The organism is Mesorhizobium sp. B3-1-7 (genome assembly GCF_006439385.1).
Lineage (GTDB): Bacteria > Pseudomonadota > Alphaproteobacteria > Rhizobiales > Rhizobiaceae > Mesorhizobium.
The window spans coordinates 125,734-141,854 of the sequence record NZ_VFTL01000010.1 but is presented as its reverse complement, the minus strand read 5'-3'; the positions used below and the strand labels follow the sequence as shown (position 1 = coordinate 141,854).

Sequence of the window (16,121 nt, the reverse complement as noted above, 5' to 3'; positions counted from 1 at the left end):
CTTCACTCAAATGGCGACTTGCCTTACGAGCTCGGCAAACGTTTCGCCGTGCCGCCGCGCTGGTTGATCGAAACCCAGCTGTTCGGGTTCTGCTGCGACTGCCGTTTCAGGAAATAATAGCCGGTGGCGTTCCAGGGGCGGATCTCGTCGACCAGATTGTCCAGGACGAGATCGCCCTTGTCGGTCTTCACCGTCAGGATGGTGTGGCCCTCATCGTGAAGGTCGCGCACCACCGTCATCAGCAGCGCCTGCCGGGGAAATCCCGCTTCCTGGAGAAGCTTGCGCTTGTAGAGCGCGTAGATCTTGCAATCGCCCTTGCCGTCCACCGGATAGTCCCAGTGGTCCATCATCGTGCCCCAGTGGTCGTAATTGCTGACGGGCTTGATGGAGCGGTTCGCCTTCTGGTTGATCCGCTTGAGGATGCTCATGTTCTGCGCGGTCAGCTTGACGCTCGTGGCAGGCAAAGCGCGCACCTTGCACTCTTTCGGCCGGCGATGGCAGAAATCGAGCCAGCCGTAGGGGACGCTGGTGCTTGCGCCGACCGTGGCGTAGCTCGCAGCAGGTCGTGTCGTCGTTAGCTTGAACAGCGACGACTGCGCCGCTGCAGGGCCTATTTGCAGCGAAGTCGCACCTATCAACGAAACAAAACCAAGGAGGAGGGAAGAGGTCAGGACACCAGGGGAACGCTGCATTGCCGACACCACCGCAACGAGAAGACTGGCGAGAAGCTAATGCGCAAACGCCCGCCCCGCCAATTAAACAATTAATAATGTCCTAACACGATTGTGTCTGGCGTAAGGCAGAGGCTGCCCCTCTTCCGGAGTTGGCATCAATCCGAGCGTGGCACTGCCGCGCTTCGGCGAGTACGCTCGCGTCCATATCTTCAAGTGTTTTTGGCCCGCCAGCACGCTGTAGGATTCCAAACACGTCCTGCGGCCGCATCGGTGCAAAGGCCGGCACCGGTTTCAAATCAACGCCCTCTGGCGCGTTCTCGGATTTGGATATGATGGCTACACGCTCGAGTGAAATGTCTTTGGCAGACGATTCTACCGGAACGGCGCCAACCCCTCAAACCCTCGTCCCGCCCACCGTCATCTGGTTCATCCGCAGATGCGGCTGGCCGACCCCGACCGGCACGCCCTGTCCGGCCTTGCCGCACATGCCGATGCCGCTGTCGAGCTTCAGGTCGTTGCCGATCATGCTGACGCGGTGCATGGCGTCCGGCCCGTTGCCGATCAGCATCGCGCCCTTGATCGGCTGCGTCACCTTGCCGTTCTCGATCATGTAGGCCTCGGTGCAGCCGAACACGAACTTGCCCGACGTGATGTCGACCTGGCCGCCGCCGAAGGAGACGGCGTAAATGCCGTTCTTGACCGAGGCGATGATCTCCTCCGGCTGCATGTCGCCCGCGGTCATGTAGGTGTTGGTCATGCGCGGCATCGGCTGGTGCGCATAGCCCTCGCGTCGGCCGTTGCCCGTCGCCTTCATGCCCATCAGCCGCGCGTTCTGGCGGTCCTGCATATAGCCGACCAGTTTGCCGTCCTCGATCAAGACGTTGCGCGCCGACGGCGTGCCTTCGTCGTCGACGGTGAGCGAGCCGCGCCGCTCGGGGATGGTGCCGTCGTCGACCACGGTGACGCCCTTCGCCGCCACTTGGCTACCCATCAGGCCGGCGAAGGCCGATGTCTTCTTGCGGTTGAAGTCGCCTTCGAGCCCGTGGCCGACCGCCTCGTGCAGCATCACCCCCGGCCAGCCGCTGGACAGAACGATGTCGAACGTGCCCGCAGGCGCCGGGACCGCTTCCAGATTGACCAGTGCCTGCCGCAGCGCCTCGTTTGCCGCATGCTTCCAGCTCTCCTCGCTGACGAACTCGCCGAAACTCTTGCGGCCGCCCATGCCGTAGGAGCCGCTCTCCTGCCGGTCGCCATCGCCGACCACGACGGAAACGTTGATCCGGACCAGCGGGCGGATGTCGCGCACGATCTGTCCGTCGCCGCGCACGATCTCGACATGCTGCCACGAGGCGGCGAGCGAGGCCGTCACCTGGCGCACGCGCGCATCCTTTGCGCGTAGCCAGCCGTCGATCTCCTGCAACAGCTTGGCCTTGGCCTCGAAGGAAGGCGAGGGGATCGGGTTCTCGTCGCCATAGAGGTGGCGGTTGGTGCGGGCGGGCGCTCCGGCCAATGTGCCGGAATAGCCGCCCTTGACCGCCGAGACGGCGTCGGCCGCGCGCAGCAGCGAGGCTTCGGAGAGATCGCTGGAATGCGCATAGCCGCTGGCCTCGCCGGCCACGGCGCGCAGGCCGAACCCCTGGTCGGTGTTGAAATTGGCCGTCTTCAGCCGGCCATTGTCGAACATCAGCGCTTCGCTTTCGCTGTATTCGAGGAACAACTCGCCGTCGTCGGCGCCCTTGATGGTCTCGGCGACGATCTCCTTGACGCGATCGTCGGAAATGTCGAATTGGCCGATCAGGCTGTTCATGGCAAATCCATTCTTGGAAACAAATCGTTCCTCGGCATGTAGGCGCGAAGCCGCCGTCGCACAATCGTCAACAAGGCCAAGTCGGCGATTACCCCGCCATCACTTGCCGTTGACGAAGTCCTTGATGTTGGCGGCCATCGCGTTCCAGTTGGAAAACTGCTCCTCGAGATTGGCCCTGGTGATGCCGCCGGCGAAGCTGACATCCATCCTGAAATTCGAACCGTCGCCGGCATAGGCCTTTACCCAGCGGTATTTCGCGTTCCAGACATTGGCCTGGTCGGCGGTCAGCGGGTCGGTGTAGCCGGTCGAGAATTGCAGCGACTTGCAGTTGTCGTGATCCTCGCAGCCATAGAAATAGATCACGTATTTGACGCCCTCGATCCGGCCGGAAAGCATCGGATCGCCATTGTCGTCCTTGTCCATCCTGGCCGAGCCGAAGCCCTTGGCGATGTCGAGGATCGCCGCCGGGTCGGGCGTCTGGAGGATTTCGGCATCCTCGGCCCGTACGGCCGAAACCGTGCCGATCAGCGCCAGACCGATAATGAAAGCGGATAAATTCGCGCGCATTGAGCCTCCTGCCGCCAAATGCGCATTCGCCACCGACCTCAGCGTCAGGAGCGGCGCATGGGCAAGAAGATCAAGGTAGGGCGGCGAAACCTTCCGCAAAGCCCTTGAGGTCGACGGGAATGCCGATGCCTTCCTCGGGCGTCTGGAAGACGATGAAGGTGGCCGAGGTGCCGCTCTTCAACGTGTCGAGCAGCGGCTTTTCGAGGATCACCTCGGCATAGCAGCCATCCTGGAAGCAGCGCACGAAATAGGCGCGGCCGATATCCTTGCCATCGACATTGAGACCGAGGCCGTTGGGGAGCAGCACGCCGAGCGGCGCCAGCACGCGCAGAATCTCGGCCTTGTTGTCGGCGGTGCGCAGCACCACGACCGAAAGCCCCATTTCAGGGCGGTCCTCGGCGACGACGTTCTGCATCATCACGCATTGCTCGGAGGTAGCGCCTGCAGGCGTATCGCAGATGATCGACCACGCGCCATGCGTCGACTTCACCGTGCCGCTCGGCGGCGTGGCGTTGTTCGGCGAGGCAGCGGCGCCAACGGCTACGCCGACACCGAGCAAGGCGATGGCAAGGACGACCTTCGCCAGGGTTCTCGAAAGCCAGGAAGTCATAACGGCTCCATTGCGAATCACGGCACTTTAAGCCGCGCCGGGGCCAAGTAAAGGACGAGACCGCCGCCGGTCCGCCCCGATACCGGCAATTCCATGCTTTTCCAAAGCAAATTCGCCCGAATTGCGACCGTGGCGCATATAGCGCGGCGAGCGCCGAACACGGCCTTCGGCTTGCGCGCAAAAATGCCGCACGGTTTCCTCCGCTCCTTCCTTGCGGAGGGAAATAGAGTATGGTTTGAACCACCCTAGGGACAGACCGGGATTCCCGATCCCGGCATCATCGATTATTGGTGCGATCGGATCGCGGGAAGTGGGAGACGAGAGGGCGATGAGGAAATTCCTGGCAAGCGCTGAATTCTTTGCAGGTGCGGCAGCTTCGGCCGTGCTCTTCTCCAGCGCGGCGGCCCATGCCGACCAGCCGCGGCCATGGGAGATGACCTTCCAGGCTCCGGCCACCGACATGATGCGGCAGATCGAGCGGTTCGGGAACTACACCATGTGGTTCATCGTCCCGATCACCATCCTCGTTCTGCTGCTGTTGCTGGTTTGCATCGTCAAGTTCCGCGCCAGCGTCAATCCGGTGCCGTCCAAGACCAGCCACAACACGCTGATCGAAGTGATCTGGACGGTCGGGCCGGTGATCGTGCTTCTGCTTATCGCCATTCCCTCCTTCCAGCTGCTCACCGCGCAATACACCCCGCCGGAAGAAGCCAAGCTCACCGTCAAGGCGACCGGCAACCAGTGGAACTGGGATTATGAATACCAGGTCGACAAGACCTTCTCCTTCAATTCGGCGGTTCTCCAGGATGCCGACCGCGCCAAGGCCGGCAAGGAAGATCGCGGCCTCTATCCGCGCCTGCTCGCGGTCGACAACGAGCTGGTCGTGCCGGTCAATACCTTGACCCGTGTGCTGATCACCGCCACCGACGTCATCCACTCCTTCGCCGTGCCGTCCTTCGGCATCAAGATGGACGCCGTGCCCGGCCGCACCAACGAGACCTGGTTCAAGGCGGAGAAGGAAGGCCTTTACTACGGCCAGTGCTCGCAGCTCTGCGGCAAGGACCATGCCTTCATGCCGATCGCCGTCCGCGTCGTGTCCGACGCGCAGTTCAAGACCTGGCTTGATACGGCCAAGACCGACGTGCCGGCCGCCAACAAGGCGCTGATGGCCGAGATCGATGGTACCAACAAGGTAGCGGCCGCCGGCAACTGATGCCGCGGGTTAGCAAGATTTAGGGAACGGAGCGGAACATGGCAGAGGCTGCAGCTCACGATCACGGCGACCACAGGCCGCATGGCTGGGTCCGCTGGGTCTACTCGACCAACCACAAGGACATCGGCACGCTCTACCTGATCTTCGCGATCATTGCCGGCATCATCGGCGGCGCGCTCTCGGTCGCCATCCGCATGGAGCTGCAGGAGCCGGGCATCCAGATCTTCAGCGGCCTGGCACAGATGGTCTATGGCATGCAGGGCGACGCCGCCATCGACGGCGGCAAGAGCATGTACAACGCCTTCGGCGCCGCGCACGGCCTGATCATGATCTTCTTCATGGTCATGCCGGCGCTGATCGGCGGCTTCGCCAACTGGATGGTGCCGATCATGATCGGCGCTCCGGACATGGCCTTCCCGCGCATGAACAACATTTCCTTCTGGCTGCTGCCGCCGGCCTTCATCCTCTTGCTCTCCTCGATGTTCGTGCCGAGCGCGCCGGGCGCCTTCGGTGTCGGTGGCGGCTGGACGATCTATCCGCCGCTCTCGACCTCCGGCCAGCCCGGCCCCGCGATGGACCTCGCGATCCTGTCGATCCACATTGCCGGCGCGTCGTCGATCCTCGGCGCCATCAACTTCATCACCACCATCTTCAACATGCGCGCTCCCGGCATGACGCTGCACAAGATGCCGCTGTTCGCCTGGGCGGTGCTGATCACCGCCTTCCTGCTGCTGCTCTCGCTGCCGGTCCTGGCGGGTGCCATCACCATGCTGCTCACCGACCGTAATTTCGGCACCTCCTTCTTCGTGCCGGACAATGGCGGTGACCCGATCCTCTTCCAGCACCTGTTCTGGTTCTTCGGCCATCCCGAGGTGTACATCCTGATCCTGCCGGGCTTCGGCATCGTCAGCCATATCGTCTCGACCTTCTCGAAGAAGCCGGTGTTCGGTTATCTCGGCATGGCCTACGCCATGGTCGCGATCGGCGCCGTCGGCTTCATCGTCTGGGCGCACCACATGTATACGACCGGACTGTCGCTCGACACGCAGCGTTACTTCGTGTTCGCCACCATGGTCATCGCGGTGCCCACCGGCGTGAAGATCTTCTCCTGGATCGCCACCATGTGGGGCGGCTCGATCTCCTTCAAGCCGCCGATGCTGTGGGCGCTGGGCTTCATCTTCCTGTTCACCATCGGTGGCGTCACCGGCGTTCAGCTGGCCAATGCCGGCCTCGACCGCTCGCTGCACGACACCTATTTCGTGATCGCCCACTTCCACTACGTGCTGTCGCTGGGCGCGGTGTTCGCGATCTTCGCCGGCTGGTACTACTGGTTCCCGAAGATGACCGGCTACATGTACTCGCCGGTGATCGCCAACACCCACTTCTGGGTGACCTTCGTCGGCGTCAACCTGATCTTCTTCCCGCAGCACTTCCTCGGCCTCGCCGGCATGCCGCGCCGTACCGTCGACTATCCGGATGCCTTCGCCGGCTGGAACATGGTCTCGTCCTACGGCTCCTACATCTCGGCCGTCGGTGTTGCGATCTTCCTCTACGGCGTGTTCGAGGCCTTCCAGAAGAAGCGCGTCGCCGGCGCCAATCCGTGGGGCGAGGGTGCCACCACGCTCGAATGGCAGCTGCCTTCGCCGCCGCCGTTCCACCAGTGGGAACAGCTGCCGAAGATCAAGTAAGCAGCGTCCCGACGCATACGAGGCCGCCGGCTTGTCCGGCGGTCTTGGCCAACGGAATGATGGACTTTAAGTACGCATGGCCCTTGCCGAAGACAGATTGATGGAGGAAGCGGGTTTTCGCATGTCGGAAGCGACCGCAGCCGATTTCTTCGCCCTGTTGAAGCCGCGCGTGATGTCGCTGGTCGTCTTCACGGCCTTTGTCGGCTTGGTCGCGGCGCCCGTCGCCATCAACCCGCTGCTGGCGATGATCGCCATCCTGGCCATTGCTATCGGCGCTGGCGCCTCCGGCGCGCTCAATATGTGGTACGACGCCGACATCGACGCGGTGATGACCAGAACCGCCGGGCGCCCGGTGCCGGCCGGCCGCGTCACGCCGGGAGAGGCGTTGAGCTTCGGCCTGGTGCTGTCGGTGCTGTCGGTGATGACGCTGGGCGTGCTGGTCAACTGGCTGTCGGCCGCGCTTCTCGCCTTCACCATCTTCTTCTATGCCGTCGTCTACACCATGTGGCTGAAGCGCTGGACGCCGCAGAACATCGTCATCGGCGGTGCCGCCGGCGCCATCCCGCCGGTAATCGGCTGGGCCGCGGTGACCGGCTCGGTCAGCCTCGAAAGCGTGATCCTGTTCCTGATCATCTTCCTGTGGACGCCGCCGCATTTCTGGGCGCTGGCGCTGTTCAAGTCCGACGACTATGCCCGCGCGGGCATCCCGATGATGCCGAATGTCGCTGGCCAGGCTTCGACCCGTCGGCAGATCTTTGCCTATGCGCTGATCCTGGCGCCGGTCGGCGTGCTGCCCTGGGCGCTCGGCTACACCACGGCCGGCTATGGGGTCGTCTCGGCGGTCCTCGGCGCGGGCTTCGTCTGGTATGCCTGGAAAGTGCTTGCCATGGCCGACGACGACCGCGCGATGAAGCCGGCCAAGGCCCTATTCGGCTACTCGCTGCTCTATCTCTTCGCGATCTTCGCCGCCTATCTCGTCGACTGCGTGGTCGGGCGCGCCCTTATGATGGGGGGAATATGATCGTGGCCGACAAGAAACTCGAACTGGTCACGCTGACCGAACGCCAGCAGAAGGCGCGTCGCAACCGCTCCATCGCCATCGGCGTCGCGCTGGCGGCATTGGTCGCCATCTTCTATGCCGCCACCATCGTGCGCTTCGGCCACACCGGGGCCAGCATCACCGGCTCCGGCCTGTTGGGAGGCGGCTGATGGGCGGCGAGACCAGCAGCAAGCCCCGCAAGGTGAACAACGGCATCGTCGCCGCCGTCTGTCTCGCCTTCTTCACCGGCATGGTCGGCATGGCCTATGCGGCGGTGCCGCTCTACAAGATGTTCTGCCAGGTCACCGGCTATGGCGGCACCACGCAGCGCGCCGAAAAGCAATATGCCGGCCGCGTGCTCGACCGCGACATAACAATCCGCTTCGACGCCAACACCAACGGCATTCCGTGGCGGTTCGAGCCTGTCGCCCGCTCGGTGACGATCAAGATCGGCGCGACGGCGCAGGCGCATTACAGCGCCACCAACAAATTCGACCGCACCATCACCGGCCGCGCCTCGTTCAACGTGCAGCCGGAAATGGCCGGTGCCTATTTCAACAAGGTGGAGTGCTTCTGCTTCACCGACACGACGCTGAAGCCCGGCGAGACACTGGACATGCCGGTCGTGTTCTATGTCGATCCAGACATCGTCAACGTGCCGGAACTCAAGGACTTGAAGACGATCACCCTGTCCTACACGATGTTCCCGGTCGAAAAGAAACAGCCGGTCGCCTCGTCGGCGCCGGCCGCTGGCAGCAGCAACAAAGTTCCAGATTCCGACGCAAGCCTCGGGGGTTGATATGGCAGACGCGCACGCAAAACCACAACACGACTACCATCTCGTCAACCCGAGCCCGTGGCCTTTCCTGGGATCCATCGGCGCGCTGGTCACCGCCATCGGCGGCGTCTGCCTGATGCAGTATCTGAAGGCCGGCAACTTCCCGGTCTTCGGCCACAACATCGCCAATCCATGGCTGTTCTTCATCGGCCTGATCATCGTGCTCTACACGATGTTCGCCTGGTGGTCGGACACCATCAAGGAAGCGCATGAGGGTCATCACACGCGCGTCGTGTCGCTGCACCTGCGCTACGGCATGATCATGTTCATCGCCTCGGAGGTGATGTTCTTCGTCGCCTGGTTCTGGGCCTTTTTCGACGCCAGCCTGTTCCCGGGCGAAGCCTCGCAATATGCCCGCGCCGCCTTCACCGGCGGCGTCTGGCCGCCGAAGGGGTTGGAGGTTCTCGATCCCTTCCACCTGCCGCTCTACAACACCATCATCCTGCTTCTGTCGGGCACGACGGTGACCTGGGCGCACCACGCGCTGCTGCATGGCGACCGCAAGGGTCTGATCAACGGCCTGGTGCTGACCGTCGGCCTCGGCATGCTGTTCACTATGGTGCAGGCCTACGAGTACATGCACGCCCCCTTCGCGTTCAAGGATTCGATCTACGGCGCCACCTTCTTCATGGCGACCGGCTTCCACGGCTTCCATGTCATCATCGGCACCATCTTCCTGCTCGTCTGCCTGGTGCGTGCGATGCGCGGCGACTTCACGCCGAAGCAGCATTTCGGCTTCGAGGCGGCCGCCTGGTACTGGCACTTCGTCGACGTGGTCTGGCTGTTCCTGTTCAGCGCGATCTATGTCTGGGCCTCGAACGGCGCGCTGATCGAAGGCCACTGATAAAAAGCAATCCGGGAAAGCACGTAGCGATTTTTCCGGAATTTGCTTTCGGGAGTTTTGAAGGCGGCCGCGGCGACGTGGTCGCCTTCTTCTTTTCGGCGCAATGGCCGGCCATCGGTAGGTCATGTGGGCGAAAATTCCCTTGGCCATCTGCGCGTATCTGATCACCACAGGCTCACTGCTCGACAGGGGTATGTGGCCCGGACAGACGGTCGATCTGGTGCGTGTCGAGAAATCGCAACGGCAGTTGCAACTGATCGGCGGCGGCCAAATCCTGCGCCGCTACAGCATCGCGCTCGGCGGCGATCCGGTCGGCCACAAGCACCGCGAGGGTGACGGGCGAACGCCGGAGGGGCGCTATGTGCTCGACTGGCGCAATCCCAACAGCGTCGCGCACAGGTCGATCCATATCTCCTATCCAAATGCCGACGATAAGGTGGCGGCGAAAGCGCTGGGCGTCGATCCAGGCGGCCTCATCATGATCCACGGCCAGCCGAACGGTTTCGGTTGGCTGGGCAGGCTGCTTCAAATGGTCGACTGGACCGACGGCTGTATTGCGGTTACGAACCCCGATATGGATGAAATCTGGACAAGGGTGGCCGACGGCACACCGATCGAGATCATGAAATGAGCGAAGCTCTCTAAATGAGTGAAGACAAGGCGATCTGGCCACCCATAGATCCGATCTCGGCCGGCCTGCATGGCCGCTGCCCGCGCTGCGGCGAAGGCAAGCTGTTCTCGAGTTTCCTCACCGTCGGCAAGCGCTGCTACAATTGCGGGCTCGACTATTCCTTCGCCGATGCCGGCGACGGACCGGCGGTGTTCGTCATCCTGATCATCGGCTTCGTCGTCGTCGGCCTCGCATTGTGGATGGAGGTGACGTTCAGTCCGCCGCTCTGGCTGCACTTCATGTTGTGGATACCGCTGGCGCTGGTGCTGTGCCTGACGGCGCTGCGCCTGATCAAGGGCGTGCTGATCACCTTGCAGTATTCGAAGAGGGCCTCCGAGGGCAGGCTGGATTCCAACGAATGAGCGGGACGACCAGTTTGGTTGCCGGCCGTTCACGGCCGCGTACGGCGTTGCTGCTCGGCCTCGGCCTTGTCCTGTTCGCCGTCCTGATCGGGCTCGGCACCTGGCAGGTTCAGCGCCTGCATTGGAAGGAAGGCCTGCTCGCAACCATCGATAAGCGCACGCATTCCGCGCCGTTGGCTCTAGCGGACGTCGAGAAGGAATTCGCCACTTCCCATGATGTCGATTACACGCCGGTGACGGTGACCGGCACTTTCCTGCACCAGCGCGAGCGGCACTTCTTTTCCACCTGGCAAGGCGACAGCGGCTTCAACGTCTACACGCCCCTGCAGCTCGAGGATGGCCGCTTCGTGCTCGTCAACCGCGGCTTCGTTCCCTACGACCTCAAGGATCCGGCCAAGCGCCGACAGGGCGAAATTGCCGGCAAGGTGACCCTGACCGGGCTTGCCCGCAATCCGCTGCCTGGAAAACCGTCGATGATGCTTCCCGACAATGACGTCGCCAAGAACATCTTCTACTGGAAGGACCGCGACGTCATGGCGGCGACCGCCGGCCTGCCCGCCGGCTTCGTGCTGGTGCCGTTCTTCATCGATGCCGACAAGACGCCGAACCCTGGCGGCCTGCCGGTCGGAGGCGTCACCATCATCGACCTGCCGAACAACCACCTGCAATATGCGGTCACCTGGTATGGCTTGGCCGCCGCCCTTGCGGCGGTGCTTGTCCTCAGGCTTCGCCGCCCAGCGAATGAAGCATGAAGCCTCCTGCTCTTGACAGGGCGGGGGTGTGCACCTCATTTCGCCTTGAGCAATTCCGGGAAAGGTGTGAGCGGCTTTCCGTCCGGAATTGCGTCAAAACAAAGAGATCGATTCCGACCGAACCGGCCCGTTTTAATGACTGAGAAAAAGCCACCGCTGACGATCAGGCTCTGCCAGCCACGCGGCTTTTGCGCCGGCGTCGACCGTGCCATCCAGATCGTCGTGCTGGCGCTGAAGAAATACGGCGCGCCGGTCTATGTCCGCCACGAGATCGTGCACAATCGTTACGTCGTCGAAGGGCTGCAGAGCCTGGGCGCGGTCTTCATCGAGGAACTGTCCGAGATTCCGCCGGAGCATCGCCAGTCGCCGGTGGTCTTTTCCGCGCATGGCGTGCCGAAGTCGGTGCCGGCGGATGCCGAGGCGCGCAACCTTTTCTACCTCGATGCCACGTGCCCGCTCGTCTCCAAGGTGCACAAGCAGGCGATGCGCCACCAGCGGCTCGGTCGCCATGTGCTTTTGATCGGCCACGCCGGGCACCCCGAGGTGATCGGCACGATGGGCCAGTTGCCGCAAGGCGCCGTGACGCTGATCGAGACCGAGGCCGATGCGGCGCGCTTCGTGCCGGTCGACGCTTCGGCCCTTGGCTTCGTCACCCAGACGACCTTGTCGGTCGAGGACACCGCCGGCATCATCCGGGCGCTCCAGGAGCGGTTTCCCGAATTGCACGCGGCCGCGGCCGAATCGATCTGCTACGCCACCACCAACCGCCAGGAAGCGGTGAAGGAGACGGCGGCGGGCGCTGATCTTTTCCTTATCGTCGGTGCTCCCAATTCGTCCAACTCGCGTCGCCTTGTCGAAGTGGCGGAGCGCGCGGGTGCCACGATGTCGCTTCTCGTGCAGCGCGCCGCTGAAATTCCGTGGGATGAGATCGCGGGGATCGGGACGCTCGGCCTGTCGGCCGGCGCATCGGCGCCGGAGATCATCGTCGATGAGATCATCGACGCGTTCCGCCAGCGTTTCGACGTCACCATCGATCTGGCCATCACGGCCACGGAAACGGAGGATTTTCCGGTGATGCGGGTTTTGCGCGATGTCGAACTGACGGCGGCCGACATGGCCTTCGTCAATGGAGCGGCGTGAAACCGGATGGCCGTCTACACCGACGTCAACGAGAACGAACTCAGCGCGTTCCTCAAAGCCTATCCGGTAGGCGAATTGCTCTCCTACAAGGGCATCGCCGAAGGCACCGAGAATTCCAATTTCCTGGTCCACGCCTCGACCGGCTCCTACATCCTGACGCTCTACGAAAAGCGCGTCGACAAGGCCGACCTGCCGTTCTTTCTCGGCCTGATGGGCCATCTCGCCAGGAAGGGCATTTCCTGCCCGCTGCCGGTCACCGCCGATAACGGCACCGTCATCGGCACGCTCGCCGGCCGGCCCGCCGTCATCATCACCTTCCTCGAAGGCCTGTCGTTGCGGCGGCCGACGGCCGCGCATTGCGCGGAAGTCGGCAAGGCGCTCGCTAGCCTCCATCTTGCCGGCCAGGATTTTCAGATGAGACGGCCGAACGCGCTGGCGATCGACGGCTGGCGCAAGCTCTGGGCGGCCTCGCGCGAGCGCGCCGACGAGGTCGAGCCGGGCCTGGCGGCCGAGGTCGATGCCGACTTTGGCGATTTCGAGCGCAACTGGCCGACCGGCCTGCCGCGGGGCATCATCCACGCCGATCTGTTCCCGGACAATGTCTTCTTTCTCGGCGAGAAGCTGTCCGGGCTGATCGACTTCTATTTCGCCTGCGACGACCTCTACGCCTATGATGTCGCCACCTGCCTCAACGCCTGGTGCTTCGAGAAGGATTTTTCCTTCAACCTGACCAAGGGGACGGCGCTGCTGGCCGGCTACCAGTCGGTGCGGCCGCTCCAGGGTGACGAGAAGGCGGCGCTGCCGATGCTGGCGCGCGGCTCGGCGCTGCGCTTCATGCTGACCCGTCTCTATGACTGGCTGACCATTCCGGATGGCGGGCTGGTGATGAAGCGCGATCCGACCGAATATATCCGCCGCATGCGCTTTCACCGCGCGATCCGATCTCCTTCCGAATACGGACTGACATGAGCAAGCACGTTGAAATCTTCACCGACGGTGCCTGCTCCGGCAACCCGGGGCCGGGCGGCTGGGGCGCGATCCTGCGCTTCAATGGCGTTACCAGGGAATTGTCGGGCGGCGAAGCCGAGACCACCAACAACCGCATGGAGCTGCTTGCCGCCATCACCGCGCTCGATGCGCTGAAGGAGCCTTGCACAGTCGATCTCTACACCGACAGCAAATACGTCATGGACGGTATTTCCAAATGGATCCATGGCTGGAAGAAAAACGGCTGGAGGACCGCCGACAAGAAGCCGGTGAAGAACGGCGAGCTATGGCAAGCGCTCGACGCAGCCAACCGCCGCCACAACGTGACCTGGAACTGGGTCAGGGGCCATGCCGGCCATCCCGAAAACGAACGCGCCGACGAACTCGCGCGCGAAGGCATGGCGCCGTTCAAGAAGGGCTCGGCAGTGTCTGCAACGCCGAAGCCGGCAGCGACGCCGAAGCCGGCCACACCGGCAAGGCAGACGGCAACCCCAAGGGCACGTCGCTCCACCCAGAGCTATTGATTTCGGCGGGCTAGCTTGCACTCTGACCGGAGAAGCACGTCGTGCCGATAGCCTATTACATCACACACCCGCAGGTGCGCATCGACGCCGACGTTCCGGTGCCTGAATGGGGATTGTCCGACGTCGGCCGGGCGAGGGCGGTCGCCATGCTCGACCAGCCCTGGGTCGGCTCGATCGGCCGCATCGTGTCGTCCGCCGAACGCAAGGCGATCGAAACCGCGGAAATCCTGGCGGGACGTCTTCATCTTGCGGTCGAGGTGCGCGAGCGGACGCACGAGAACGACCGGTCGGCAACCGGCTTCCTGCCGCCGCCGGAATTCGAAGCGGTCGCCGATCAGTTCTTCGCCAGGCCGCACGAGAGCATCCGAGGCTGGGAACGGGCTATCGATGCGCAGAGCCGCATCGTGGGTGAGGTCGAAGCCGCGCATGCGGCCAGTGAAGCCGACATCGCCTTCGTCGGCCATGGCGGCGTCGGAACGCTGTTGCTCCTCCATCTCGATGGACGGGAAATCAGCCGCAAGGCGGATCAGCCGGCGGGCGGCGGCAACTACTTCGCCTGGGATATCGGCTCACGCCGCTTGATCCATGGTTGGCTGCCGATCGACTGGCCAGCAGCGCGGAGCCTCTGATTGTCGGCTGAACTCAGAGAAGCAGCAGCACCATTGATTGCATCTCCGAAAAGGGAGTATTATTTACTACCATAGAGCAAGGATAGCACCCCATGCCAAACGTGGAAAAGTTAAGCGTAGCCGTCACGACGCAACAGGCGGCCGTCATGCGCGAAGCTGTGGAAGCTGGCGAATACGCGACAGCCAGCGAAATCGTGCGCGAAGCGATGCGGGACTGGTTGGCCAAGCGCGAACTTCGGAAAGAGGATGTGCGGCGGCTTCAGCGCTTGTGGGACGAAGGGAAGGCAAGCGGAAAACCGGAGACTTTGGACTTCGATACCTTACGAAGGGAAGCGCGGCAGAAGCTGAAGGACGCTTCACCAAATGGTCGTTAGGATAGTCTGGTCGCCAACGGCAAAAGCCGACCTGATCGATATCTATACCACTATAGGCGCCGAGAACTTAAAGGCAGCGGACCACTACTACGAATGGATCGAGGATCGAGTTGCACAACTCGTGGATCAGCCACGCATGGGCGTCAGACGCCCCGACATTCGCCCTTCGGCGCGAATGCTTGTCGCGGCTCCGTTTTTGCTCCTTTACGAAACGGTCCCAGATACGGACAGCGGTCCGGTCGATTTGGTGGAGATCGTACGCGTTGTCGACGGTCGCAGGGATTTGAACCGTCTCTTCTGACCAATCACCTTATCAGCAGCGCCGTCGAGAACATGCCGAGCGCGAACACCGTGTGCGCCACGAGGTTGAGCGCGCGCACCTTCGTCGGATTGGGGAGCTTGGATGCCGCCCAGCCGGCGCCCATGCCGGGCGCCAGCAGGAACCAGCCGGCCCCGACGGTGACGATGCCGAGGATGAAGGCCGGCAGGAAGGTCGGCACCGCCAGCCAGCTTGCGCCGGCAAGCATCACAAGGATTACGCCGTAAAGGATGCCGACCAGGTAGTGAAAAACCCAACCCAGCGCCTTTTCATGCGCATAGGGCGCGGCCTTGCCGATGTCGTCGTGGAAGACCTTTCCGGGCAGATGCCGAACCCAGCGCCCGACCATGCCCCAATTGGGCAAAGGCTGGCCGATCGCCTTGTTGAGGACGATCGCCCAGATATCCATGAATACCGTGGCGCCGATGCCGATCGCCACCGCGCGCCAGATTGTGTCGAGCATCAGAGCATGATCCCGAACCGGAGGTCAGCGCACGCAAAAAGTGAGAACCGGTTTTCGGACAAGATCATGCTCCAACAAAGAGTGAGATCAGGATGTCGGGTCAACGAAACGTCATCCTGATCTAGAGCTGCTCGAGGATTTTTGCCGCGCCGCTCTCGTCGACGCCCGGCTTGGTTTCGACGTTGATCGCGACGACCTTGCCGTCGTCGACGATCATCGAAAAGCGCTTCGAACGCAGACCCATGCCGGCTGCGGAAAGGTCGTTGTCGAGTCCGACCGATTTGGCGAAATCGCCGCTGCCGTCGGCGAGGTAGAGGATCTTGCCTTCGCCGCCGGTGAAACGCGCCCAGGCGCCCATGACATGCACGTCGTTGACCGAGACGACGGCGATCGTGTCGACGCCGCGCGCAAGAATGGCGTCATGGTTTTCCAGATAGCCCGGCAAATGGTTGTTGCTGCAGGTCGGCGTGAAAGCGCCGGGGACGCCGAACAGCACGACCTTCTTGCCGGCGAAGATCTCTTTGCCCTTTATATCCTTCGCGCCATCAGCGGTCATCGTCTTGAAGGTCACGTCGGGCAGTTTTTCGCCAACCGCAATGGTCATGGGAGCCTCGCTTGGGG

General features: G+C 62.8%; 21 protein-coding genes and 1 pseudogene. 15 read left to right on the top strand and 7 right to left on the bottom strand.

Going from position 1 to position 16,121, the window contains the following annotated elements:
• Positions 1 to 23 precede the first annotated feature (23 nt).
• From FJ417_RS11120 to FJ417_RS11100, 5 genes and pseudogenes are all read right to left on the bottom strand, one after another.
• Positions 24 to 692 (bottom strand): transglutaminase-like cysteine peptidase, encoded by a 669-nt coding sequence (locus tag FJ417_RS11120; protein WP_181167076.1) that lies wholly within the window; start codon positions 690 to 692, stop codon positions 24 to 26.
• 82 nt (positions 693 to 774) lie between these two features.
• A pseudogene (locus FJ417_RS33490) lies at positions 775 to 984 on the bottom strand (hypothetical protein); the annotation flags it as partial.
• A gap of 84 nt (positions 985 to 1,068) precedes the next feature.
• Positions 1,069 to 2,481 carry a metalloprotease TldD gene (gene tldD / locus FJ417_RS11110; RefSeq protein WP_140783423.1) on the bottom strand — a complete coding sequence of 471 codons (1,413 nt, stop codon included), beginning with the start codon at positions 2,479 to 2,481 and terminating at the stop codon, positions 1,069 to 1,071.
• Positions 2,482 to 2,580: 99 nt separating this feature from the next.
• Complete coding sequence (locus tag FJ417_RS11105; RefSeq protein ID WP_140783422.1) at positions 2,581 to 3,048, bottom strand: YbjN domain-containing protein; 468 nt, start codon at positions 3,046 to 3,048, stop codon at positions 2,581 to 2,583.
• A 70-nt stretch (positions 3,049 to 3,118) separates the two neighbouring features.
• The gene (locus tag FJ417_RS11100; protein ID WP_140783421.1) at positions 3,119 to 3,658 is read right to left on the bottom strand and encodes an invasion associated locus B family protein; all 540 of its coding nucleotides are present in this window, start codon (positions 3,656 to 3,658) and stop codon (positions 3,119 to 3,121) included.
• 328 nt (positions 3,659 to 3,986) lie between these two features.
• On the opposite strand from FJ417_RS11100, the gene coxB reads away from it, so the two are divergent.
• The 15 genes from coxB to FJ417_RS11025 all read left to right on the top strand — a co-directional run bounded on the left by coxB (position 3,987) and on the right by FJ417_RS11025 (position 15,019).
• The gene (coxB, locus tag FJ417_RS11095) at positions 3,987 to 4,871 is read left to right on the top strand and encodes a cytochrome c oxidase subunit II (protein WP_140783420.1); all 885 of its coding nucleotides are present in this window, start codon (positions 3,987 to 3,989) and stop codon (positions 4,869 to 4,871) included.
• A 38-nt stretch (positions 4,872 to 4,909) separates the two neighbouring features.
• Entirely contained in the window at positions 4,910 to 6,559 is a 1,650-nt protein-coding gene (ctaD, locus tag FJ417_RS11090; protein WP_140647280.1) for a cytochrome c oxidase subunit I, read from the top strand.
• 76 nt (positions 6,560 to 6,635) lie between these two features.
• Positions 6,636 to 7,580 carry a heme o synthase gene (locus FJ417_RS11085; RefSeq protein WP_140783419.1) on the top strand — a complete coding sequence of 315 codons (945 nt, stop codon included), beginning with the start codon at positions 6,636 to 6,638 and terminating at the stop codon, positions 7,578 to 7,580.
• The gene (locus FJ417_RS11080; protein WP_140783418.1) at positions 7,577 to 7,768 is read left to right on the top strand and encodes a hypothetical protein; all 192 of its coding nucleotides are present in this window, start codon (positions 7,577 to 7,579) and stop codon (positions 7,766 to 7,768) included. The genes FJ417_RS11085 and FJ417_RS11080 overlap by 4 nt, the downstream gene beginning before the upstream one ends.
• Positions 7,768 to 8,397, top strand: coding sequence for a cytochrome c oxidase assembly protein (locus FJ417_RS11075; protein WP_140783417.1), 630 nt, complete (start codon positions 7,768 to 7,770; stop codon positions 8,395 to 8,397). The genes FJ417_RS11080 and FJ417_RS11075 overlap by 1 nt, the downstream gene beginning before the upstream one ends.
• Before the next feature lies 1 nt (position 8,398).
• Positions 8,399 to 9,280: a cytochrome c oxidase subunit 3 gene (locus FJ417_RS11070; RefSeq protein WP_140647284.1), complete on the top strand. Its 882-nt coding sequence runs from the start codon at positions 8,399 to 8,401 to the stop codon at positions 9,278 to 9,280.
• Between the two features lie 193 nt (positions 9,281 to 9,473).
• A complete protein-coding gene (locus tag FJ417_RS11065; protein ID WP_226892262.1) occupies positions 9,474 to 9,911 on the top strand; it encodes a L,D-transpeptidase family protein in 438 nt (145 codons plus the stop codon).
• A gap of 14 nt (positions 9,912 to 9,925) precedes the next feature.
• On the top strand, positions 9,926 to 10,312 hold the full coding sequence (locus tag FJ417_RS11060; RefSeq protein ID WP_140647286.1) for a DUF983 domain-containing protein: 387 nt from the start codon (positions 9,926 to 9,928) through the stop codon (positions 10,310 to 10,312).
• Positions 10,309 to 11,064: an SURF1 family protein gene (locus FJ417_RS11055; RefSeq protein WP_181183198.1), complete on the top strand. Its 756-nt coding sequence runs from the start codon at positions 10,309 to 10,311 to the stop codon at positions 11,062 to 11,064. Before FJ417_RS11060 ends, FJ417_RS11055 begins: the two co-directional genes overlap by 4 nt.
• Positions 11,065 to 11,199: 135 nt before the next feature.
• Positions 11,200 to 12,204, top strand: coding sequence for a 4-hydroxy-3-methylbut-2-enyl diphosphate reductase (gene ispH / locus FJ417_RS11050; RefSeq protein ID WP_140647287.1), 1,005 nt, complete (start codon positions 11,200 to 11,202; stop codon positions 12,202 to 12,204).
• A gap of 6 nt (positions 12,205 to 12,210) precedes the next feature.
• Positions 12,211 to 13,173 (top strand): homoserine kinase, encoded by a 963-nt coding sequence (locus FJ417_RS11045; protein WP_140783415.1) that lies wholly within the window; start codon positions 12,211 to 12,213, stop codon positions 13,171 to 13,173.
• Complete coding sequence (gene rnhA / locus FJ417_RS11040; protein WP_140783414.1) at positions 13,170 to 13,715, top strand: ribonuclease HI; 546 nt, start codon at positions 13,170 to 13,172, stop codon at positions 13,713 to 13,715. Before FJ417_RS11045 ends, rnhA begins: the two co-directional genes overlap by 4 nt.
• 41 nt (positions 13,716 to 13,756) lie before the next feature.
• Positions 13,757 to 14,344 (top strand): histidine phosphatase family protein, encoded by a 588-nt coding sequence (locus FJ417_RS11035; RefSeq protein ID WP_140783413.1) that lies wholly within the window; start codon positions 13,757 to 13,759, stop codon positions 14,342 to 14,344.
• 92 nt (positions 14,345 to 14,436) lie between these two features.
• Positions 14,437 to 14,718 (top strand): type II toxin-antitoxin system ParD family antitoxin, encoded by a 282-nt coding sequence (locus FJ417_RS11030; protein WP_140647291.1) that lies wholly within the window; start codon positions 14,437 to 14,439, stop codon positions 14,716 to 14,718.
• Positions 14,708 to 15,019, top strand: a complete 312-nt coding sequence (locus FJ417_RS11025) for a type II toxin-antitoxin system RelE/ParE family toxin (protein WP_140647292.1) — start codon at positions 14,708 to 14,710, stop codon at positions 15,017 to 15,019. Before FJ417_RS11030 ends, FJ417_RS11025 begins: the two co-directional genes overlap by 11 nt.
• A gap of 4 nt (positions 15,020 to 15,023) precedes the next feature.
• On the opposite strand, the gene FJ417_RS11020 is transcribed toward FJ417_RS11025, so the two are convergent.
• Both FJ417_RS11020 and FJ417_RS11015 read right to left on the bottom strand, forming a co-directional pair.
• The gene (locus tag FJ417_RS11020; protein ID WP_140783412.1) at positions 15,024 to 15,500 is read right to left on the bottom strand and encodes a DUF2938 domain-containing protein; all 477 of its coding nucleotides are present in this window, start codon (positions 15,498 to 15,500) and stop codon (positions 15,024 to 15,026) included.
• Between the two features lie 121 nt (positions 15,501 to 15,621).
• Complete coding sequence (locus FJ417_RS11015; protein ID WP_140783411.1) at positions 15,622 to 16,104, bottom strand: peroxiredoxin; 483 nt, start codon at positions 16,102 to 16,104, stop codon at positions 15,622 to 15,624.
• Positions 16,105 to 16,121: the final 17 nt, after the last annotated feature.